This window comes from Algoriphagus lutimaris, from assembly GCF_017051705.1.
Classification (GTDB): domain Bacteria; phylum Bacteroidota; class Bacteroidia; order Cytophagales; family Cyclobacteriaceae; genus Algoriphagus; species Algoriphagus lutimaris.
The window spans coordinates 45,584-67,972 of sequence record NZ_JAFIDJ010000002.1; the positions used below are offsets into that span (position 1 = coordinate 45,584).

A 22,389-nucleotide genomic window follows, 5' to 3' on the forward strand; every position below is an offset into this window, starting at 1 on the left:
GGTTGCCAATTATTTCTGAAGGCAATATTTGTTTCAGATCGGCAAGGCACTTTCTTCCATTGATTCTAGATGAGATTTTACTTGTTCCATTAACCACATTGGCGTCGAAGTGGCTCCACAAACACCTACTTTATCTTCAGGCCTGAACCAATCAGGATTCATTTCTGTCTCATTTTCAATGAAATAACTTCGTTCATTTTCATTGAGACAAACTTGATAAAGTGCTTTACCATTGGAGCTTTTCTTTCCCGACACAAACAAGATCACGTCATTTTCATGTGAAAACTTCTGCAATTGTGGTTCCCTATTGGAAACTTGTCTACAAATAGAATCATTGGCATTAAATGGAACCTCCTCATAATTTGAATTGGCTTTTTTGATTCTATCTTCGATTTTTCCGGATAACTCGTAAAATCCTTTGGTGCTTTTGGTGGTTTGACTAAACAAGGTTACGGGTCTAGTGTAGTCAATTTTATCCAAATCGCTTTCTTCCATCACCACGATTGCCTTCTCAAGCGTCTGTCCTGTCAGGCCAATTACTTCCGCATGACCTTTTTTGCCATAAATCACAATTTGACCATTCTCTCTTTCCATTCTATCAAAAGCTGTTTTCACCCGGTGTTGCAGCTTTAATACGACAGGACAGGAAGCGTCAATCAATTCAATATTATTTTTAATGGCAGTCTTATATGTTTCAGGGGGTTCACCATGAGCTCGAATCAGCACTTTACAATCGCTAAGATCTTGTAATTCTTCCCGATCGATTACCACCAAACCTTTTTCACGTAAGCGTTTTACCTCCATATCGTTGTGCACGATATCCCCGAGGCAATAAAGCTTTTCGCTTTGCTCCATTTCATCTTCTGCCATTTTGATGGCAAATTCAACACCGAAGCAATAACCAGAATTTTTATCTATGGTTACCTGCATAGCTTTTTTCTTTTTCAATGATTTGCTTAGCCTTGTCGACAATTTGAGCCACTTGTTCCTGAAAGGTCAAGTAACTGGTATCGATTTCTATGGCATCAGATACTTTGATCAATGGGCCTACTTCACGAGAAGAGTCTATTTCATCCCTTTTCGCTAGGTTATTTTTTATTTCTTCCAAATCTACCATGTCTCCTTTTTCAAGCAACTCTTGTTGACGCCTTTCGGCACGAGTCTGTAAATCTGCACTCATAAAAACTTTTAACTCTGCATCAGGAAATACAACAGAACCTACATCTCTTCCATCCATCACTACTCCCTTCTTTTTGCCAAATCCTTTTTGTTGAGCAACTAGCTCTTTGCGAACTTCTTTAATCGCAGCAATTTCACTCACCTTGGAAGAGATTTTCATCTTGCGGATTTCACTCTCTACATTCAAACCATTCAAATAGGTTTCCTGTTGCTCAGTTTCAGGATTGTAATGAAAACTGATATGAAGATTTTTTAAAGCTTTATCCACCTCATGCGGATTTGAAATCGTCACAAAATTATTTAAAAAATGTAAGGTTGCCGCACGATACATGGCCCCCGTATCTATATAGGTATAGCCTAATTCTTTGGCAACTGCCTTAGCGGTCGAACTCTTACCACATCCTGAATATCCATCAATAGCAATGACGATTTTACTCATTCAAAAAACCTGCTTTAATCCGCTTTTTATTTAAGGCACAAATATAGTAGTTTTAATCTAAACCAATCCCCAACGGAGCAAAGACCTCATGAATTCCTGAGTTCCTTGTCTTATTTTTAATTGATTACATCATGATTATCAAAGGTCAGCTTGTTGACATTCCAAAAAAGGACATTTACACCGTTTCGTTAGAAGTAAAAGAAGGCAAAATCATTCAAATCACCACGATTGATCAAGACCCTAGCCTTCCCTTTTTAATGCCCGGATTTATTGATGCCCATGTGCATGTGGAGAGCTCCATGTTGGTTCCTTCCGAATTTGCTCGATTAGCAGTAGTCCATGGAACAGTGGCGACCGTTTCTGATCCCCATGAAATAGCAAATGTATGTGGAATGCAGGGCGTGGAGTACATGATCGATAATGGCAAACAGGTTCCTTTCAAATTTTACTTTGGAGCCCCCTCCTGCGTTCCGGCCACCCCATTTGAAACTGCCGGAGGGGAAATCAATGCCCAAGACATAGAAACTCTGATGAGCAGACCCGAAATCCACTACTTAGCAGAAATGATGAACTGGCCTGGCACGGTAAACCAAGACGAATTAGTGATGGAGAAAATCCGGATTTCCCAGAAATATGATAAACCCATCGATGGACATGCACCTGGATTAAAAGGAGAATTGGCAGAAAAGTATGTAAGTGCTGGGCCTAGCACTGACCATGAATGCTTTACGGCTGAAGAGGCTCTCGGAAAATTAAAGCTGGGAATGAAAATCTCCATTCGGGAAGGCTCTGCGGCCAAAAATTTTGAAGCCTTGATCGACCTGATAGATGTGTATCCAGATAGGATCATGTTTTGTTCGGATGACAAACACCCAGACAATCTGGCAATTTCCCATATCAATGAATTGGCTGCCCGTGCTGTCGCAAAAGGTAAAAATGTTTTCGATGTATTGAAAGCAGCTTGTATGACGCCAATTGAACATTATTCTTTAAAAGTTGGGCAATTGAGAGAAGGCGATCCTGCAGATTTTATTCTAGTAAGCGACCTAAAAGATTTCCAAGTCATCAACACTTATATTAATGGTGAGAAAGTCGCTGAAAAAGGAAAGACACTGATTCAGCCTATTAAAAATGAGATCATAAACAACTTTCATACTTCACTTAAGAAACCGGAAGACTTTCGTATCCAAGCCAATAGCGCCAAAGTGCGAGTTATAGAAGCCTTGGATGGGCAATTGATCACTCCTGAAATTTCTGGTAAAATCCTGATTAAAAATGGATTTGCTGAATCAAATCCTTCAGATGATATTTTGAAAATCACCGTGGTAAACCGCTATGAAGATGCGCAACCTGCAGTAGCTTTTATTAAGAACTTTGGATTAAAAACTGGAGCAATTGCTTCCTCAGTGGGCCACGACTCTCACAATATAATTGCAACAGGAGTTGACGATGAATCCATTTCCAAAGCAGTGAATTTAATTATTAAAGCAAAAGGAGGTGTATCGGCTGTATCTGGAAATCAAGAAGAAATTCTTCCACTTCCTGTGGGTGGAATTATGTCTGCCTCGGATGGCTATGAAGTAGCAACAGCATACACAAGAATTGATCAACTTGCCAAAGTGATGGGTTCGACCCTAAACTCTCCTTTTATGACTTTGAGCTTTATGGCTTTACTCGTCATTCCTGATTTGAAACTGAGTGACAAGGGACTGTTTAACGGGCAAAGGTTTGAATTTACTGAAGTGTTTATTTAAAATAAAAAACCCTCCAGCTTTCCAGAACTTAGAGGGTTTAATTTTTAATATTCCGAAGTAAAATGGAATTCGATTTCCGGATAATTATCCTGCACCATTTGAAGCCAGGCTTTGGATTCTGCCATAAAGACTAGCTTGCCATCTTTATCATGCGCGATATGACGGTTTTTAGATCTGACAAATTCTTCCAGCTGCTTTTTATCCTTACTAGTGATCCAGCAGGCTTTGTATAAATTCATCGGGTGGAATTCCACGGTGGCATTGTATTCGTTTTTCAATCGGAATTGAATGACCTCAAACTGAAGTTGCCCCACTGTTCCTACCACTTTTCTAGACCCCATATCAAAGGTAAAGAGCTGCGCCACTCCTTCTTCCATCAATTGCTGAAGCCCTTTTTCCAATTGCTTGGTTTTCATGGCATCCTTATTCACCACCTCACGAAAAATCTCAGGAGAGAAGCTTGGGATCCCCACAAACTGCATGTTTTCCCCATCGGTCAACGTATCCCCGATTTTCAGATTTCCTGTATCGTACAATCCCACAATATCCCCTGGAAATGCCTCATCGATCATCTCTTTGTCCTGAGCCATAAACTGAGTTACATTGGAAAATCTTAGGGGCTTAGGACCGCGAACGTGGTTATACGGTTTATTTCTTTCAAATTTCCCTGAACAGATTCTTAAGAAGGCAATTCTGTTTCGGTGATTCGGATCCATATTGGCGTGGATCTTAAATACAAAACCAGAGAATTTCTTCTCATCAGGAAGTACTTCCCGGTCTTCTGTTCTTCGGCTTTTGGGTGCTGGAGCAATTTTAATAAACGTATCCAGCATTTCATTGATCCCGAAATTATTTACCGCGGAACCAAAAAATACCGGAGCAACTTTCCCTTCCAAATATTCTTGGGTATTGAATTCAGGATATACTCCTTCGATTAATTCTACATCATCACGTAATTGATTGGCGAAATTTTTCCCAATCAATTCGTCCAGTTCAGGGTCCTGAACATCCTCAAATACCTGGCGTACATCACTCAATTTTCGCTGGGAAGGGGTAAACAAATTCAATTTATGATCGAATAGGTTGTACACTCCCTTAAAGCTTTTTCCCATCCCAATAGGCCAGGAAAGTGGATGGCACTGAATATTCAACTTTTGTTCCACTTCTTCTATCAACTCATAGGGATCACGTCCTTCTCTATCGAGTTTATTGATAAAACAAATCACAGGAGTATTTCTCATTCGACATACCTCCATCAACTTCTCTGTCTGCATCTCCACTCCTTTCACACAGTCAATGACCATGATTACCGAGTCGACAGCAGTCAAAGTTCTGTAAGTATCTTCGGCAAAATCCTGGTGCCCCGGGGTATCGAGCAAATTTATTTTGATGTCTTTGTACTCAAAACCCATGACGGAAGTAGCCACAGAGATACCTCTTTGCTTTTCTATCGCCATCCAGTCAGATTTGGTAGCAGTATCGATTTTATTGGATTTTACTGCCCCAGCTGTTTGGATTGCTCCTCCAAATAATAACAGTTTCTCGGTCAATGTTGTCTTCCCTGCATCAGGGTGAGCAATAATGGCAAAGGTTCTGCGCTTCTTTATTTCGTCAGTCAAACTCATGGGAGATATCAAATTAGGGGGCAAAGGTAGGTAAAAACCACTAAAAATGAGACAGAAGTTCCAAAGTAGGATTTATGAAATACGAAATACGATTTACTAGATCCCTATAGAGTCAAAATCCCTCTACAATTCTGAACATATTTAAAAAGAAAAAATAGAATCAACCTGAAATAGATCATAATCCTCTAATTTCCATCTATTTTTCTTTTTACATTCATCATAAAAAGTAAACTATTATCCAAAATGCCCGAGGTTCTCATAGATCTCTTAAATCAAACTTCGTAATTCGTCAATACTCTAGAATTCCTTCTGTTATAAATTGAGATGCTCCTTCAGCACTACAATGAAGCACGATTCTAAAAGTAGTTCCAACACCCACTTCTGAATGTTTGACAAAGATCTTCCCTCCATGGTATCCTTCAATAATTCTTTTAGCCAAGGTCAAACCTAAGCCCCATCCTCGTTGGCGGGTTGAAAAACCGGGATTAAAGACTTTCTTATACATTTTTTTATCCATGCCTTTTCCGGTATCGGTGATATCAATAATCACAAACTTTTCAGAATCCTGAATCACATCAATAGTAATAGAGCCTTTCCCTTTCATGGCATCTACTGCATTTTTACAGATATTTTCCACCACCCATTCAAAAAGGGGCTTATTCATCATCGCTTCCAAGTCTCTGGTATCGGAATTGATCGTCAAGTCTACTTTGGTGGAAATCCTCGGTCTTAAATAATTTACTGTCTCTTCGAGACTATAGTATAAGTTGCCTGGTTGAATAACCGGCTTACTCCCAATACTGCTAAACCGCTCGGTCACCATCCTCAACTTCACCACATCTTTATCCATCTCCGTGATGATTTCCTTATTCTCTTCCCAAACTGGAGAGTTCCGCAAATAATCGATCCAAGCCATCAAAGAAGCAATAGGAGTTCCTAGTTGATGTGCGGTTTCTTTTGTCAATCCAGCCCAAACCCGGTTTTGCTCGGAAATCTTACTTTGATTAAATAGGGTATAGGCAAGCACCCCAAAAAGTAAAATGACTGCCAACTGAACATAGGGGTAATATTTTAAATTAGTCAGGAGCTCAGAGTTTCTATAATAGACTAGGATGTCCGCTTCTTGAAGCAGAATAGGTTCGTATTCCGCTTGCATTTCTACCAACTCCAACTCCAATGTTTTGGCAGAATCGGCACTTGTTGCCTTAGCTTTGAATGGGATATTTCTAAACTCTATCGGTTCACCAGCGGCATCCACCATAATGATGGGGATAGAATAATTTTGCTGAATGATTTCCTGATTGATAAAGGTTAGGTTTTCAACATTCGTAGCTGCATATTCAAGAGCGGAAGACAGTAACTCTATCTGCCTTCTTTCTCGTTCTCTCAACTCCTCTACCAACACATTGGTATAAAAGATAGAACCCCCACCTATAATAATAGAAACAGCAATTACAAGCCATTTGACTTGTTTCCTGTTTTTATAGAGGTCAAGTGTGGTAAGATCTTGAAAACGATTTTTCATCAATATAAATAAGTACTTAAAGGTACAAACTGAAGAATTCGATAGATCGTATAACTTCCCTATAGAAATTATCAGCTGGCTTTACCTCTAGACGGATCGTAAATTTATACTTTAATAAATCAGAGAAAAACAAAGTAATAAATATGAAAACGAACGAAATCGGATTAGAGGTAAAAGAAAGCCAAATCCTGGTAGAAAAGCTAAATGAATTATTAGCAAATTATCAGGTCTACTATCAAAATCTAAGAAATTTTCATTGGAATGTTTCAGACCTAACTTCTTCGAACTTCATGCAAAATTCGAAGAGTTATATAACGAGGCTAATACAAGTATTGATGAAGTAGCTGAAAGAATTCTTACCCTTGGTGCCAGACCTTTATCTTCCTTTGCAGAATATATTGAAACTTCAATAATCGAAGAGGCTAAAAAGGTGAAGGATCCCATGGTGATGGTGGAAACTGTGAAAAGCAATCTTCAAACCTTACTTAAAATTGAAAGAGAAACTTTAGAAGCTTCGAGTCGCTCCAATGATGAAGGAACCTCCTCTTTAATGAGCGATTATATTACTTCAAAAGAAAAAGTTGTTTGGATGCTTTCAGCATACCTAAGATAAGAAAGAAAAAACCGGGTAAAAACCCGGTTTTTTTACATTATAATTTTATTTATTGACTGGTTCGAATCCATTTCCAAAGTAATTTATAAGATGGTTTTGTACCATGCATCAAAATTCCAATTCTATAAATCTTGCCAGCCATCCAGGTTGTAAATAAAAACCCTCCTATCAGCAGTCCCATAGAAAGAGCTAAATCTGTCCATGGCACCCCATAACTCACTCTTCCCATCATCGCAATTGGAGATGTCAATGGAATAACTGACAACCAAAAGGAAGCTGAACTATCTGGATCATTCAAGACAAACACAAACAAGCCCATGTAAGCAACAATTAATGGAATGGTCACTGGAAACATAAACTGCTGAGCTTCTGAGGGAGCTTCCACGGCAGAGCCTATCGCGGCAAAAAGCGCTCCGTACAATAAGTATCCGCCCAAGAAATAAAACAGAAAGCTCAATACCAATCCTAAAAAATCAATCCCTGAAAGTACCTGCATAATCTCAGCCACATCACTAGTAGGAGTCATAGTAGAGACGAGTTCAGGATTAGCCATTTCCAAAGCTGTTTGTTGAGGCATTTGCATTCCCAAATACCCCATAACGATCGTAGAAAGCGTTCCGATTAATACTACCCAAATTAAAAATTGAGTCAAGCCTACCGCACCGATCCCCACGATCTTACCAAGCATCAGTTGAAATGGTTTCAAAGAAGAAACCAAAATTTCTACGATTCGGCTGGACTTTTCTTCTATCACTCCTTGCATAATTTGATTACCATACACAAAAATGAAAATATAAATAAGGATTCCTGTGAGAAAGCCAAGCGCATAATTGACAGTTGCATCATTGACGGTTTCTTCTCCTTGCTCGTCTAATGTGATAGATCGTATTCCTACTTTGGTTCGGACTTCATTTATAATTTTTGGATCAATTCCACTCTCAAAAAGTCTTTGATCCTCTATTTTCTTTCTAAGGTTGTTTTCTAGATAGGCAATCAAACTCATGCTTGGGTTATCTTCCCCATAAAACACAATCCCTTCTGGGTCTTTCAAATCAAACTTGGGGATATATAAAAAACCATATCGATCCCCATCTTGAACCATTTGTTTTGCATCTTCCTTTCCTATGTCTGAAAATGAAAATGCATATTGTTCAGAACTTTCAAGGAAAAACATTTTGTTCTCATCCACCACCTCGATAATTCTTAAAGATTGAGAACCCTCCTCTCCCAAAGAAATCCATACAAATATCCCCATAATCGCAGGAAATATTAGGGGAGTGATCAAGGTGGCTAGCAAAAACGATTTTTTCTTGACTCTTGCTAAGTATTCACGTTGGATGACAAGCCAGATTTTATCCATTTTGAGTTGCTTTTACTTGATGAATAAAAATCTCTTCCATACTTGGAACGACTTCCTGAAATTGTCTAACCTCTCCATATTGCATCAATTCGCTCAACAATTGATTCGGAGTTTTCCCACTAAGGGGAAGGGTGAAGTTATAAATCCCATCCTCTTCCTTGATAATCCATTCATGTGGAAGTGGGTCTTTCAAATCAGCTAAGGAAATACTATACACTTCAGGCCTGAAACTTTTTTTGACTTCGCGTATGGTTCCATCCAAAATTTTTCTGGAACGATTGATCATGGCCACTTGATCACAAAGCAACTCTACGGATTCCATTCGATGCGTGCTCAAAATAACCGTTGTGCCTTTTCCCTTTAGTTCCAAAATCTCATTTTTGATCAATTCTGCATTCACCGGGTCGAAACCGGAAAATGGTTCGTCTAAGATCAACAAAGGTGGCTCGTGTATGATGGTAGAAATGAATTGGACTTTCTGGGCCATGCCTTTAGATAAGTCTTCAATCTTTTTCTCCCTCCAATTATTTATATCCAGTTTCTCTAACCAATAATTTATTTTGTCTTTGGCTTGGGAATGACTCAGTGCCTTCAATCTGGCAAAATACATCAGCTGGTCCCAAACCTTCATTTTTTTATAAAGCCCTCTTTCCTCTGGCAAATAGCCTATTTTGGCAACATGAGAAGGATTTAATCGCTCTCCACTGATCCAAATCTCTCCGGAATCTCCTTCAATGATTTGGTTGATGATTCTAATTAATGTGGTTTTCCCTGCTCCATTAGGCCCCAAGAGTCCAAAAATCACTCCTTTTGATACAGAAAGGTCTATATCCCTGAGTGCAACATTGGTTCCGTAAGATTTATTGAGGTTCTTTATTTGAAGCATATAGCCAAAAATCCTTTTCTATTCTATCGTTAAAGACCCAACTGCCACATCAAGAATAAGTTCGAGCAATCTTGGATCTGACTCTTTAAAGCCTTTAGTAATATAGGTGTGTTTATCGATAGATTTTAGATATTTTGGAAGAGTGGTTCTGCACATAGCTGTTGTTTTCATCCGGATTTTGATCGGATAAGAATCGTCCGGTAAATTTAATCTTAAAGAACCTGCTCCAACAGCTGCTATTACCTGACACTTATTAGGCATTGCATCGGAAAAGTTTAAATCGAGTGAGCCATAGTTCACTTCGAAAATCATTTTGGAGGCATTTGAAAAATTCACATCGTCAATTTCTATGGTACCCATATTCAAAGTCACCAATAAGGTATCCATCTGAACCTGGTTAGGATCCTTGGATCCATAATGGACCAATACGTCTGCACTAGCACTATGCACTTTCAATTTGCTCACAGGGAGCTGGGCTAGGTCAATTTCAGTTTTTCCCATCCCGAGATTGAATTCGAGATTATACAGGAAGTTGGAGGCAAGTCCTAAATCCCATGTATGATCAAAATCTGAACTATTCCCAGAAAATAATTTGGAGGTAATACTTTTTCCGAGGTTATCCGACTCCACATTTTTGTGGACTAAAGAAGATTCAAGAATATTATTCTTGATTTCGTAAGAAAACACTGGGAGGATATTCGTCTGTTCAAGATGACCGTGGATATATAAAGGCTCCATTGATCTTATCCGCTTGACAAGAGTGGTACTTTTGTAAGAGGAAAAGGTCAAATGAACCATTTCATAGCCTTTTTTCTCGCTAATCTTGAATTCTTTAACTAGCTGTGCCCAACTCACACCTACACTTCCAATGATTCCCAGAAACAGCAGACACAATTTTCTAAGCATACCGATAGGTTACGAGGCGACTATAAAAAGGTTCTTTAAAAATATAAAAAAAGCCAGAATTGCTTCTGGCTAATTGAATTTTTAGAAAAACTCTTTCATTTTATCGAAAAAAGTTTTGTCTGATTTTCCTGGATCGGGCCTGAAGTTCTCCGAAAATCTAAGATCTTCCAAAGATTGCTTTTCTTCTTTGGATAACTGAGTAGGAGTCCAAACATTGACCATGATCAATTGATCACCTTTACTATACCCATTGATATCTTTGATACCTTTTCCTTTCAAACGAAGCATTTTTCCGCTCTGGGTCCCAGGTTCTATTTTGATTTTCACTTTACCGTCTATGGTAGGAACTTCTATAGAAGCGCCTAATGCTGCATCTATAAAGGATACATATAAGTCATAAATGACATTATTGCCATCTCTTTGAAGAACTTGGTCTTCAATCTCTTCAATAACGATCAATAAATCTCCAGCGATTCCTCCTGGAGTCTCATTTCCTTTTCCAGACATGCTAAGCTGCATCCCTTCAGCAACACCACCTGGAATGTTGATAGAAATTACTTCTTCCTTGACAATCAAGCCTCTTGCATCAGCATCAGCTGGCTTTTTATCAACGATTTGTCCACTTCCGCCGCAAACATTACAATTACTGGCTGAAACCATTTGGCCCAGCATGGTATTGACTACTTTCTTGATTTGTCCTGTGCCTTGACAGGTTGAACAATTTTTGAAAGTAACCCCAGGAGCTACGACATGTCTTTTGACCTTTATTTTTTTCTCAACACCGTTTGCTACCTCAGCAAGATTCAATTTTAATTTAACGCGCAGGTTGGTTCCCTTTTTAGTTCTACGACCTCCTCCGCCGCCTGCTCCACCAAAGAAAGATCCAAAACCTCCTCCTCCGAAAATATCGCCGAATTGAGAGAATATATCATCCATATTCATACCTCCCCCGTAGCCGCCATTGCCAGAAACACCTTGATGACCAAATTGATCATATCGCTGACGTTTATCCTGGTTACTTAAGACTTCATAGGCCTCAGCAGCTTCTTTGAACTTTTCTTCCGCTTCTGGATTGTCCGGGTTTTTATCCGGGTGATATTTAATTGCAAGTTTTCGATATGCCTTTTTAATCTCATCAGAAGATGCAGACTTTGACACTCCTAATACCTCGTAATAATCTCTTTTTGCCATATTTTCTTTATGCTCCAGTTACCACTTTGGCAAATCTTACAACTTTGTCACCAAGTGTATATCCTTTTTCAACTACATCAATTACTTTACCGCTTAATTCTTCGGTAGGGGCTGGTATTTGGGTTATTGCTTCTTGGGTATCTGCATCAAAAGGCTTACCAACCAAATCTTCCATTGGCTTCAACCCTTTGCTTTCCAAAATTCTCATCAATTTTTGATAGATCAAGAAGTTACCTTCATCTTCCTTTGAATTCTCTTCTTGCTTACCCGATACTTTCAAGGATCTTTCAAAATCATCAACCACAGGAATCAAATCCCGAAGCACTTCTTCGGATGCAGTGGTAATTAAATCCAATCGTTCTTTTGAAGTCCTCTTTCTAAAGTTCTCAAAATCAGAATATAATCTTAAATATTTATCTTTCAAATCAGCAACTTCTGCAGTTAATTTTTCTTCTACGGAAACGACCTCTTCTTTACCTAAGTCCTCTGAACTTACTTGCTCCTCTGGAGAATCCTTCACTAATTGCTCCTCTGACTGGTCCATTTCTTTATCTTCGTGTTCTTTATTTTTCATTTTAAAATTCGCAATAGTTGATACCTGCCATTTAACAATATTATTGCCATCCTATTCAAACTGACAATCTGACATTTTAATCCTTATGAATTGCCTGCCAAATCATGTCTTTTAGCTTATCTAAGTTATATTGACTGACAGAAGAAATGAAAACAGAAGGTATTCCTTCCGGTAAATCTTCTTCCATTTCTTTCATTAATTCCTCATCCAACATATCTGCTTTGGAAACTGCCAGTAATCGTTGTTTGTCCAAGAGCTCAGGATTGTACTTCTCCAATTCATTTAATAAAATGGAATACTGTTCTTTAATGCTAGGAGCATCTGCAGGAACCATAAACAGCAAAATTGAATTTCTCTCAATATGTCTCAAAAACCGGATACCAAGCCCTCTTCCTTCAGCTGCCCCTTCAATAATCCCGGGAATATCAGCCATCACAAAGGATTTATCATCCCTATAACCTACTACTCCTAAATTCGGAACTAGTGTAGTAAAAGGGTAATCCCCGATTTCTGGCTTCGCTGCAGAAATAGATGACAGTAATGTACTTTTTCCAGCATTTGGAAAGCCTACCAAACCAACATCAGCGAGTAATTTAAGTTCCAAAATTATCCACTCCTCAATCCCCTCTTCACCTGGTTGGGCATAATGAGGTGCTTGATTGGTAGAGCTTTTAAAGTGATCATTACCTAATCCTCCTCTTCCTCCTCTCGTCAAAATCACTTCCTGACCATCCTCGGTAATTTCAAACCTTTTTTCTCCCGTTTCTGCATCTTTGGCGACTGTACCCAAAGGCACATCGAGAATCATATCTTTTCCATCTGCACCTGACCTTCTACCTCCTTCACCTGCTTTACCTGATTCGGCAATTACATGCTTCTTATATTTCAGGTGAAGCAAAGTCCAGTGCTGAGAATTACCCCTCAAGATAATATGACCTCCTCTTCCTCCATCACCTCCATCAGGACCACCTTTTGGCACATGCTTTTCCCTACGGAAATGAAGTGAACCTGCCCCTCCAGCACCTGACCGGGAACAAAACTTTACGTAGTCTATGAAATTTGAATCTGCCATTGTTTAAAATAAAAAGGCTAAGCATTGAAGCTTAGCCAAATGTGGATTGCAAAATTAGGAAAATTAAGCCAATCAGTAGCTATCAATCACTGAAGTGATTTGATTGAAGATTTCACTGATCTCTCCTACTCCATTGATTTTCTGAAACTTTCCTTGATTTTCGTAATAAGTTGCCACTGGAAGAGTTTCATTCATATATACTTGAATCCTCGTTGTAATCTTCTCGTCATCTTGGTCATCTGCTCTATTAGAGGTCTTTCCTCTTTCTTTAATTCTCTCTCTGAGAATATCCTGAGGCACATCTAAAGCGATCATTCCTGAAATTTCCAATTGATGCTTTGCCAGCATTTTATCCAAAGCCTCTGCTTGAGCGGTAGTTCTAGGAAATCCATCAAAAATAAATCCCTGAGAATCTTTAGTCTCACTTATTTTCTCTTCTACCATCTTAATAACCACCTCATCTGGAACCAAATGTCCCTCATTCATATATTTCTTTGCGAGAAGACCAAGCTCAGTTCCCTCACCGAGGTGTTTTCGGAACAAGTCTCCTGTAGAAAGATGGGTCAGTCCATATTTTTGGATCAATTTTTCACTTTGAGTGCCTTTGCCCGCACCTGGAGGGCCAAATAAAACGATATTGTACATTCCTGATCTTATTAATTAAGGAGTATCAAGTTGATAGATTTCTTTTAAATTTCTGCCTAAACCATCATAATCAAGGCCATAGCCGACCACAAATTTATTGGGAATTTCAAAACAGACATAATCAATCGGGTAATTAAACCGAAAAGCTTCTGGCTTAAACAACAAAGTCACCAAGGAAACACTTGCTGGATTCAAGGCATAAATCTGCTTTAACATGTGATCCATGCTGATTCCTGTATCAATTATATCCTCTACGATAATGACATTTTTATTTTCTAAATTTTCTTGAATACCAAGAAGAGCAGTTACTTTTTCTGAACTTTTAGTTCCTTGATAGGAACTGATTTTAACAAAAGTGCACGAAACTGGTAGATCTATGCTTCGACAGAGATCTGCCATAAACATAAAAGACCCATTCAGTACTCCCAACAAAAGCACCTCTTTTTCCGAAAAATCCTGCGTGATCTGAGCCCCAACTTGGGAAATCTTTTGCTTTAATTGATTCTCATTAATAAAGGGGATAAAAGCTTTGTCTTTAATTTCTACAGTCATGGCTCTTCATTTAAAGTTTCTCCATTAAAATTTTATATAAATCTATCATCGATCTCAAATCAGCCAGTGACACTTTTTCATTAGGGGAATGAACATGATCTTCTGGGGCTCCAATAAAACACCAATCTATTGCATAGGGAGAGAATTGAATTTCTCTTCCGTCACTTCCCCCATAGTTTTCGACCTCTAATTGAAAAGGCAGCTGACTTTCTTTAGCAATCGAAATAATTTTGTCCAAAAACTTTCTTCTTGGGATAAATTTATCGCGAATGGAAATAGCGACACCCTCATGATGCTTTACTCCTTCTGTCACCCAAGTAACATCTGATATCAAAGCTTGCTTGATGGGGGAGTTTTCTTGAATAAATTTTAGTAAAAAGGGCATACTCCCTCCCCCATGCTCTTCATAAGTAGAAAATACAACCCACCCATTTTCAAGGTTTTCGCATAACTTGAGCGCATTATAAACTCCTAGCCTATTATCTAAATAAGCTCCTTCTATAAATTCTGAACCGATACGGATATTCTGTTCAAATGATAAACATGTACCAGGCTCAATACCTCTAGGAAAATCATGGAAAAGACTTTCTTCATCCCCTTGCAGTCTGCACCTGATTGCTCCCAAACTATCTTCGCCCACTAGCCAAGTTCCAGGAATAATTTCAGGGCCACCAACAGGAATCAATTGATTATCGTATCTTGACATAAAACCAATTGTATCTATATGGGCAAAAACAGCAGTCCTTGGGTTGCCAAATTTCAGGAGTAAACAGTCATGAAATTCTTCACCGGAAAATATTTTTGGTGAAACATTCCATATTTTCTTTTGTTTTTCGACATATTTGTATAAGAATTGTGTTGTTGCGGACTCATCTCCAGAAACACCCTTCAACTCTAATAATTGATTTAATAATTTCATTTTGGCATTAAATATGTGCTGTAATTGTCAATAGACTGTAAAAATGTTAAGAATTATTTGATCAGTGGAATTGCGAATTAAATAATTCATCTAGATTTGCAGTAAGTTAAAAGTTTATAAATTTGTAGTCACATCAATCAAACACTTAAAATTTGAACAAAAATTTTTTGTTATGAAAAAACTAATACTCTCAACACTTATGGCTGGAGCTTTGGCATTCAGCGCCAATGCTCAGAAGGAATTCGACAAATGGTCATTGGAAGTTAATGGCGGCTTTAATAAGCCTATGGCGCCTCTATCCCCAGGGTTTCTTTCCCCAACCCTAAATCTTGGTCATGTTGATTTCGGAGCTCGTTACATGTTTAATGAGAAATTCGGCCTTAAGCTTGATTATGGTTTTGGTTCTATGAAAGAGGTTAAGGATGAATCTCCATCGTTCAACACCAAATATTACAGATTGGATCTTCAGGGAGTAGTAAACCTTGGTAGAATTATGAACTTTGAGTCATTCACTAGATCTTTTGGATTGTTATTTCACGGTGGAGCGGGTATTGGTAACGTGAACCCTGAAGAAAATACGTACAATGATTTTACTGACGATGTTTACAATTTCATTTTTGGAGTTACTCCTCAGTTTAAATTAGGCAATGGTGTAGCTTTAGTAGCTGACATCAGTACAATTCTTAATGGTCGTCAGACTGTAACTTGGGATGGTGATGGTGCTTTAAGACCTGCAATTGACAATGGTTTTTATGGAACTAACGGAACTTGGTGGACTGGTACTTTAGGTCTTCAATTCTATTTGGGTTCTGCTGAGCAACATGCTGACTGGTACATCGCAGCTGACAAGTATGCTACTAAAGAGGAATTAGCATCTCAAATCAACGGAATCAAAGATATGTTGAAAGATTCTGACGGTGATGGCATTCCTGATTACTTAGATAAAGAACCAAATACTCCAGCTGGAGCAAGAGTTGATTCTCATGGCGCTACTATGGATTCTGACGGTGATGGTACTCCTGATCATTTGGATAAGTGTCCTTTCCTTCCAGGTCCAGCATCTACCAACGGATGTCCTGTTGAAGAAGTAGTTGAAGAAGTAGATTACCTTAAGAAAGCGATAAATGATGGATATGTAAATGTTTACTATGCATTTGATAGCGCTAAACCACTTGGATATTCTACTAGCTCTGCTAACTATGTAGCTAACTTCATGAAAAAGAATCCAGGAGTTAGTGTTGAAATCAAAGGATATGCTGATGAATTAGGTCCTGAAGATTACAACATGAAACTTTCTGAAAAAAGAGCTAAAGCTGTTTACGACTTATTAATTGCTTCTGGAATTGATGCTTCAAGACTTTCTTACAAAGGTTATGGAGAAGATACTAGCGTTGACAAGTCTTCTGCTGACGCAAGACAAATGGCAAGAAGAGCAAGCTTCGAAGTGAAGTAAGCTTCAATCAATAAAATTTAAAAGCCCGGATGATCCGGGCTTTTTTTTTGCCTTAAAATAATATCAAGAATGGTATGATTTTTTCTAATTTTGTCACACACCCTAAAAATTACACCTTCATGAAAAAACATCTATTGGCTTTCATCCTTTTTAGCCTTGGATTTTCTGCGTTTTCGCAATCAGAATTTAACAAATGGTCTCTTGAAACAAACCTTGGTTTCAATAAACCTATGGCTCCACTTACGCCTGGATTCTACAGCCCAACCTTAAATGTTGGCCATATTGATTTTGGAGTCCGGTATATGATAAATGAAAAATTTGGCTTTAAAGGAGATGTAGGCTTTGGTTCATTTAATGAAGTGAAAAATGAAAGTCCTGAATTCAAAACCAACTATTTGAGAGCCGATGTTCAAGGAGTCGTGAATTGGGGGAGAATTTTGAATTTTGAATCCTTCTCTAGAAGGATAGGCTTATTGGGTCATTTGGGAGCTGGATTTGGTAGAATGAGCTTTAACCAGACGGCTTTAAACCAGGTTCCCGAGTATCAATACAATATAATTACTGGCATTAAACCTCTATTTAAAATTAGTAATCGAGTTGCACTTACTGGTGATGTTTCTGTAATCTATAATGGAAGACAAACCTACACGTTTGATGGGAATGCCTATAATGCCAAAGTTCAGCCTGATGATTTAACCCAAAATCCTTTTGTCCATGCGCCAGGCACATGGTGGACTGGCACATTAGGACTAAATGTTTATTTAGGTTCTGCAGAGGAGCACGCAGATTGGTTTATTGCGGCAGATAAATATGCAACGAAAGAGGAACTTGCTACTCAAATCAACGGAATCAAAGACATGCTAAAAGATTCTGATGGGGACGGTATTCCTGATTATTTGGATAAAGAGCCCAATACTCCTGCCGAAGCTCGAGTTGATTTTCATGGAATCACTTTGGATTCAGATGGGGATGGTACTCCTGACCATCTCGACAAATGTCCTTTCTTGCCAGGCCCTGCTTCAACGAACGGATGCCCTGTGGAGGAAGTAGTTGAACAAATGGATTATCTTAAGAAAGCCATCAATGATGGATATGTAAATATTTATTTTGCTTTCGATAGTGCGACCCCTTTAGCCTATTCTGCTTCTGCCGCGAATTATGTCGCGAATTTTTTAAAGAAAAACCCTGGAGTTTCTCTAGAAGTGAAAGGATATGCGGATGAGTTAGGTCCAGAAGATTATAATATCAAACTTTCTGAAAAAAGAGCAAAAAGTGTTTATGACATTTTAATTTCATCTGGAATAGATGCGAGTCGACTATCCTACAAAGGGTATGGAGAGGATACAAGTGTAAATAAATCCTCTTCTGATGCAAGACAAATGGCAAGAAGAACAAGCTTTGAAATAAAGTAAGTCTAAAAACTTGATAAAGCCCGGTTTCAAAAGAGCCGGGTTTTATTTTATCTTCGTAACATGTTTATACTTTCTGAGACGCCGTCAATTGCAAATCATTTCATCAATGAGCTTCGTGATATTGAAACTCAAAAAGATAGAATGCGATTTAGAAAAAATCTGGAACGGTTAGGAGAATTACTTGCGTATGAAATCTCCAAAGAATTAGAATTTAAAGACATTGAAGTAAAAACCCCATTGGCGATCGCACCATCTAAAACAATCACCTCTGACCTGGTAATCATTACGATATTAAGGGCCTCACTTCCTTTCTACCAAGGTTTTTTAAATTATTTTGATCAGGCAGAAAGTGGTTTTATTGGAGCATTCCGTGAAGAGGAACAGGAAGATGGAGAAATAAAAATCAATCTTGGATATAAAGCGAGTCCCTCTTTGGAAGGCAAAGAAATAATTTTGGCAGATCCCATGCTTGCCACTGGAAAGTCATTTATAAAAACCATCAATGCCCTATTAGTAAATGGCAAACCAAAAAAAATTCACATTGCGGCGGTATTTGCGGCCCCTGAAGGAATTGAATACATTAAAAATAACCTAAAAGAAATTCCATTTTCTATTTGGTTAGGGGTACTAGACCAAAAACTCAACAATTTATCTTATATCGTTCCTGGTTTGGGAGATGCTGGGGACTTAGCATTTGGACCGAAACTTTAAATTCTATGATGGATTACATTCTTTTGGGTCTTGGCCTAGTTATTTTATTATATGGGGGTAAAATTCTTGTAGATGGAGCTGCAGCCATCGCTGTAAAGTTGGGCATGAGCGCAGGGTTGATCGGTCTTACAATTGTTGCTTTTGGAACCTCTGCTCCAGAACTTTTGGTCAGCGTCAATGCAGCATTGAAAGGAAATGGCGATATCTCTATAGGCAATGTAGTAGGCTCAAATATTGCCAACATAGGTATGGTATTAGGCATCAGCGGGTTATTTTACCCAATTTTAATTCGTAAAAGCACGCTAAGATTTGATTATCTCATTACTGTCCTAGTCACTTTATTTTTCTATGCCATAAGCTATAATGGTGAAATCAGCTTATGGGAAGGGATACTTATGTTTTCTCTATTTGTTGGATTCAATATCTATTTATTTAGAAATAGTGACCAAGGAGGCTTAATAGACAGTACGGAAGGTGAAGAGGAAATTGAGCAGGTAAAAGGCTACAGTTGGTTTTTGGCGGTTACCTTATTCCTAGGTGGAATTGTCGGTTTGTATTTTGGGTCGGAATTATTAGTAAACAACGCCATAAAAATTTCTAGAGAATTTGGCGTTTCCGAAAGAGTAATAAGTGTTACAATAATCGCCATTGGCACAAGCTTACCAGAATTAATTACTTCCATCATGGCCGCGCTATCAAAGAAAACCGATATGGCAATTGGAAATATTCTTGGTAGTAACATCATGAATATCCTTTCTATCTTAGGCATCACAGCAATCATTAAACCCATTGCCGTATCTGAAGATTTTTTAAGATCCGATTACCTATGGATGATAGGATTTACTTTGATCCTATTCCCCCTAATTAGAACTAAAATGAGAATCTCATTTATCGAAGGAGCCGTTCTATTTGTTGGATATGGGGCTTATATGTATTTCTTATTATGAGTGACTCTCTGATTACATTTCTTGGAATCTACTTCTTAAGTCTTTTCAAATTCATCGCTGGCCCAGTACTTGGATCAGCAGCTGGATATGGGGTCATAGGATCAATTTTTGTTACCGTAGCAGGAATGATGACAAGCGTGGTCTTATTTACTTTAGTTGGAAATAAGTTTAAAAAATATTTAAAACTCCGTTTTAGTAAAAAGAAACCCATTTTCTCCAAAAAAAACAGAACGCTGGTAAAGATCTGGAAAAAATATGGAGAGGTCGGAATTGCCATCATTACCCCATTAGTATTAACTCCGATAGGAGGCACTTTGATCATGGTTTCTTTTGGGGCAAAAAAAAGGCATATTTATTTAAATATGCTTTTAAGTAGTCTTTTTTGGGCTACGGTATTTTGTTTAAGTATTGATCAATTATTGAATATTCCTTTTTTCAATAAATTACTCGAATGATTCATCGTCAGGAAGGATTTCAATATCTTGAATCAATACCCTTTTGGATATTTCTTGCCCTGTTAAAGTAGCAGCCAAACCTCCCATAGCAGTTTCTTTATACCTACTTTCCATAGATGCTCCAATTTCTCCCATTGCATCTATACATTCATCCACTGGAATTACAGAACTTACATCTGCTATAGCAATCTGGGTAGAGCTGAAGGCAATAGAAGCAGCGCTTGCATTTCTCACCACACAAGGAACCTCCACTAAACCGGCAACAGGATCACAAACTAATCCTAGCATACATTGAATAGTGATGGCAACCGCATTAAAAACCTGATCTGTGGTTCCTCCAAGACAATACACCATGGCTCCAGCCGCCATTGCAGCGGCAGATCCCGTTTCAGCTTGACACCCCCCGACAGCTCCTGCAAGGCTTGCCTTTTCTTCAATAATCAAGGCTATTCCCGCACCTACAAGTAATCCCTCTACTATTTTCTCATCTTCTAACCCATGAATCTCTTGTAATGTCACCAAGGTACCAGGTAAAATCCCAGAAGCACCCGCGGTAGGAGCAGCAACCACTCTACCCATACAGGAATTAACCTCTTTTGCAGCCAAGGCCCGAGCAATTAACTTTTGAAACTCGGGAGAAAGAACTGTCAATGGATGGTTAAAAACTTTTTTCGCTCCATTGTTAATCATGCCAGACCTTGAAGTCATTTCTTCCTCCAAACCGGTCTTTACAGCATCTTTCATTACCTGATAAGCCTTTAGTATTCCTGATTTAATTTGCTGATATTCAGCATTTTTCTGCTCTACTTCATATTCAATTACTGAATCGTGTAGAGTAACTTTTTTTTCTTCACAATAGGCTTTCCAACCTTTGAACGATTCAAAAAGGTAACACATACATCTGTCGGTTAATTTCTAAATTAGTTTACTACCTGCTTAGAAATTGAAATTTATGGTCTGTTTTATCTCAGGATCCAAACTCAATGCTACAGGGCAGGTTCGAGCAGCATTTTTTAACTTTTGGATCATGGCCGGATTAGAAACTGGATTTTCCCAATGAAAATCAATTATTATTTCCTGAATTTTTCTTGGAGAAGCACTCATAATTTTCGTCACCTCCCAAGTTAACCCATTTAATTCCACATTATCCCGGTTCGCTACAATACCCATAATCGTCACCATGCAACTTCCCAAGGCACTAGATACCAAGTCGGTAGGAGAAAACTTTTCCCCTTTCCCATTATTATCAACGGGTGCGTCCGTCATTAAGGTTGTTCCAGATTGAAGATGCTCTGAATTAGTTCTCAAATTTCCTAAATACGAACTTTTTATAGTTGGCATAAACTCTTACTTTTAAAATCAGTTTAAATAATTGTAACCACAAAATAGGGCAATATTTTCGACCTTTTCGAATGACAAAGCTGAAATTACTCCTTCCGCTCCTTTTCATTTTCATTGCGATAGACACTTTCGCACAGAGAGATGATATTGGCAATTATGAATATGACAAAGAATACCTCTTTGGAGTTAACAAGAACACCAATGGTGGGCTTATCGGAGGATTTGTGTTCAAAGTAGGAACAAGGATTACCGACGAACAATTCAGTTTTTGGTCAATTGAGTTATCAAATGTAAAAAACCCAAAAGAAGTCCGGTACAACACGGTTTTGGGCAATAGCTACATTTTCGGTAAATCAAATTACCTCTATTCTATACGTCCCCAATATGGGCGCGAAATAGTTTTATTTAAAAAAGCTCCAAATCAGGGAGTACAGGTTTCTGCCCTGGCAGCAATTGGGCCTTCATTGGGCTTAATAGCTCCCTATTATATTGAATATGCTGTAAATAGGGTAGAAACAGTCTCAGAACAGTATGATCCTGAAGTTCATCAAAGCAGATTTAATATTTTGGGAACCGGTAGATTATTTCAAGGAATTGGACAGTCTGAATTAGCGATTGGAGCCAATGTAAAAGCTGCTTTAAACTTCGAATTCGGAGTTTTTAGAAGTAATGTCACCGGATTGGAACTAGGATACATGCTAGAAGGGTTTACCAAAGAAATACCTTTAATTCCAACAGCAGAAAATAGGCAACTCTTCCAATCTGTTTATTTCACCTTTTATTACGGGTTTAGAAAGTAATACAAATTGGGTTTTACGACCTACTGCTGT

General features: G+C 38.4%; 22 protein-coding genes and 1 pseudogene. 8 read left to right on the top strand and 15 right to left on the bottom strand.

All coding sequences use genetic code 11. From position 1 onward, the window contains the following. Positions 1 to 33 precede the first annotated feature (33 nt). Both JYB62_RS11005 and cmk read right to left on the bottom strand, forming a co-directional pair. Positions 34 to 930 carry a 4-hydroxy-3-methylbut-2-enyl diphosphate reductase gene (locus tag JYB62_RS11005; protein ID WP_205646614.1) on the bottom strand — a complete coding sequence of 299 codons (897 nt, stop codon included), beginning with the start codon at positions 928 to 930 and terminating at the stop codon, positions 34 to 36. Beyond that, on the bottom strand, positions 911 to 1,618 hold the full coding sequence (gene cmk / locus JYB62_RS11010) for a (d)CMP kinase (RefSeq protein WP_205645500.1): 708 nt from the start codon (positions 1,616 to 1,618) through the stop codon (positions 911 to 913). Before cmk ends, JYB62_RS11005 begins: the two co-directional genes overlap by 20 nt. 131 nt (positions 1,619 to 1,749) lie before the next feature. Here cmk and ade point away from each other — a divergent pair, with 131 nt between their 5' ends. Continuing rightward, entirely contained in the window at positions 1,750 to 3,372 is a 1,623-nt protein-coding gene (gene ade, locus JYB62_RS11015) for an adenine deaminase (RefSeq protein WP_205645501.1), read from the top strand. A 44-nt stretch (positions 3,373 to 3,416) separates the two neighbouring features. On the opposite strand, the gene JYB62_RS11020 is transcribed toward ade, so the two are convergent. After that, entirely contained in the window at positions 3,417 to 4,997 is a 1,581-nt protein-coding gene (locus JYB62_RS11020) for a peptide chain release factor 3 (RefSeq protein WP_205645502.1), read from the bottom strand. 289 nt (positions 4,998 to 5,286) lie between these two features. Further along, positions 5,287 to 6,522: a sensor histidine kinase gene (locus JYB62_RS11025; protein WP_205645503.1), complete on the bottom strand. Its 1,236-nt coding sequence runs from the start codon at positions 6,520 to 6,522 to the stop codon at positions 5,287 to 5,289. Positions 6,523 to 6,665: 143 nt separating this feature from the next. On the opposite strand from JYB62_RS11025, the pseudogene JYB62_RS11030 reads away from it, so the two are divergent. Continuing rightward, positions 6,666 to 7,135, top strand: a pseudogene (locus tag JYB62_RS11030) (Dps family protein). A 49-nt stretch (positions 7,136 to 7,184) separates the two neighbouring features. On the opposite strand, the gene JYB62_RS11035 reads toward JYB62_RS11030, so the two are convergent. From JYB62_RS11035 to JYB62_RS11075, 9 genes are all read right to left on the bottom strand, one after another. After that, entirely contained in the window at positions 7,185 to 8,495 is a 1,311-nt protein-coding gene (locus tag JYB62_RS11035) for an ABC transporter permease (RefSeq protein ID WP_205645504.1), read from the bottom strand. Next, positions 8,488 to 9,381: an ABC transporter ATP-binding protein gene (locus JYB62_RS11040; RefSeq protein ID WP_205645505.1), complete on the bottom strand. Its 894-nt coding sequence runs from the start codon at positions 9,379 to 9,381 to the stop codon at positions 8,488 to 8,490. Before JYB62_RS11040 ends, JYB62_RS11035 begins: the two co-directional genes overlap by 8 nt. Before the next feature lie 18 nt (positions 9,382 to 9,399). Then, positions 9,400 to 10,287 (bottom strand): hypothetical protein, encoded by an 888-nt coding sequence (locus JYB62_RS11045; protein WP_243431541.1) that lies wholly within the window; start codon positions 10,285 to 10,287, stop codon positions 9,400 to 9,402. Between the two features lie 81 nt (positions 10,288 to 10,368). After that, positions 10,369 to 11,478 carry a molecular chaperone DnaJ gene (dnaJ, locus tag JYB62_RS11050; protein WP_205645506.1) on the bottom strand — a complete coding sequence of 370 codons (1,110 nt, stop codon included), beginning with the start codon at positions 11,476 to 11,478 and terminating at the stop codon, positions 10,369 to 10,371. A gap of 7 nt (positions 11,479 to 11,485) precedes the next feature. After that, positions 11,486 to 12,052: a nucleotide exchange factor GrpE gene (locus JYB62_RS11055; RefSeq protein ID WP_205645507.1), complete on the bottom strand. Its 567-nt coding sequence runs from the start codon at positions 12,050 to 12,052 to the stop codon at positions 11,486 to 11,488. Positions 12,053 to 12,128: 76 nt separating this feature from the next. Beyond that, the gene (obgE, locus tag JYB62_RS11060; protein ID WP_205645508.1) at positions 12,129 to 13,124 is read right to left on the bottom strand and encodes a GTPase ObgE; all 996 of its coding nucleotides are present in this window, start codon (positions 13,122 to 13,124) and stop codon (positions 12,129 to 12,131) included. A gap of 72 nt (positions 13,125 to 13,196) precedes the next feature. Beyond that, complete coding sequence (locus tag JYB62_RS11065; protein ID WP_205645509.1) at positions 13,197 to 13,769, bottom strand: adenylate kinase; 573 nt, start codon at positions 13,767 to 13,769, stop codon at positions 13,197 to 13,199. Positions 13,770 to 13,784: 15 nt separating this feature from the next. Then, the gene (gene hpt, locus JYB62_RS11070) at positions 13,785 to 14,321 is read right to left on the bottom strand and encodes a hypoxanthine phosphoribosyltransferase (protein WP_205645510.1); all 537 of its coding nucleotides are present in this window, start codon (positions 14,319 to 14,321) and stop codon (positions 13,785 to 13,787) included. Positions 14,322 to 14,331: 10 nt separating this feature from the next. Continuing rightward, positions 14,332 to 15,240 (bottom strand): M20/M25/M40 family metallo-hydrolase, encoded by a 909-nt coding sequence (locus JYB62_RS11075; protein WP_205645511.1) that lies wholly within the window; start codon positions 15,238 to 15,240, stop codon positions 14,332 to 14,334. Between the two features lie 172 nt (positions 15,241 to 15,412). On the opposite strand from JYB62_RS11075, the gene JYB62_RS11080 reads away from it, so the two are divergent. From JYB62_RS11080 to JYB62_RS11100, 5 genes are all read left to right on the top strand, one after another. After that, entirely contained in the window at positions 15,413 to 16,693 is a 1,281-nt protein-coding gene (locus JYB62_RS11080; protein ID WP_205645512.1) for an OmpA family protein, read from the top strand. A gap of 119 nt (positions 16,694 to 16,812) precedes the next feature. Continuing rightward, the gene (locus JYB62_RS11085) at positions 16,813 to 18,105 is read left to right on the top strand and encodes an OmpA family protein (RefSeq protein WP_205645513.1); all 1,293 of its coding nucleotides are present in this window, start codon (positions 16,813 to 16,815) and stop codon (positions 18,103 to 18,105) included. Positions 18,106 to 18,165: 60 nt separating this feature from the next. Next, a complete protein-coding gene (gene upp, locus JYB62_RS11090) occupies positions 18,166 to 18,816 on the top strand; it encodes a uracil phosphoribosyltransferase (protein ID WP_205645514.1) in 651 nt (216 codons plus the stop codon). 8 nt (positions 18,817 to 18,824) lie between these two features. Continuing rightward, the gene (locus JYB62_RS11095) at positions 18,825 to 19,763 is read left to right on the top strand and encodes a calcium/sodium antiporter (protein WP_205646616.1); all 939 of its coding nucleotides are present in this window, start codon (positions 18,825 to 18,827) and stop codon (positions 19,761 to 19,763) included. Beyond that, complete coding sequence (locus JYB62_RS11100; protein ID WP_205645515.1) at positions 19,760 to 20,218, top strand: hypothetical protein; 459 nt, start codon at positions 19,760 to 19,762, stop codon at positions 20,216 to 20,218. The genes JYB62_RS11095 and JYB62_RS11100 overlap by 4 nt, the downstream gene beginning before the upstream one ends. Here the strand turns inward: JYB62_RS11100 and sdaAA are convergent. After that, on the bottom strand, positions 20,207 to 21,115 hold the full coding sequence (sdaAA, locus tag JYB62_RS11105) for an L-serine ammonia-lyase, iron-sulfur-dependent, subunit alpha (protein ID WP_205645516.1): 909 nt from the start codon (positions 21,113 to 21,115) through the stop codon (positions 20,207 to 20,209). The genes JYB62_RS11100 and sdaAA overlap by 12 nt on opposite strands. Positions 21,116 to 21,154: 39 nt before the next feature. Then, positions 21,155 to 21,559, bottom strand: coding sequence for an OsmC family protein (locus JYB62_RS11110; RefSeq protein ID WP_205645517.1), 405 nt, complete (start codon positions 21,557 to 21,559; stop codon positions 21,155 to 21,157). Between the two features lie 71 nt (positions 21,560 to 21,630). Between JYB62_RS11110 and JYB62_RS11115 the strand changes: the two genes are divergently transcribed. Continuing rightward, positions 21,631 to 22,359 carry a hypothetical protein gene (locus JYB62_RS11115; RefSeq protein WP_205645518.1) on the top strand — a complete coding sequence of 243 codons (729 nt, stop codon included), beginning with the start codon at positions 21,631 to 21,633 and terminating at the stop codon, positions 22,357 to 22,359. Positions 22,360 to 22,389 lie beyond the last annotated feature (30 nt).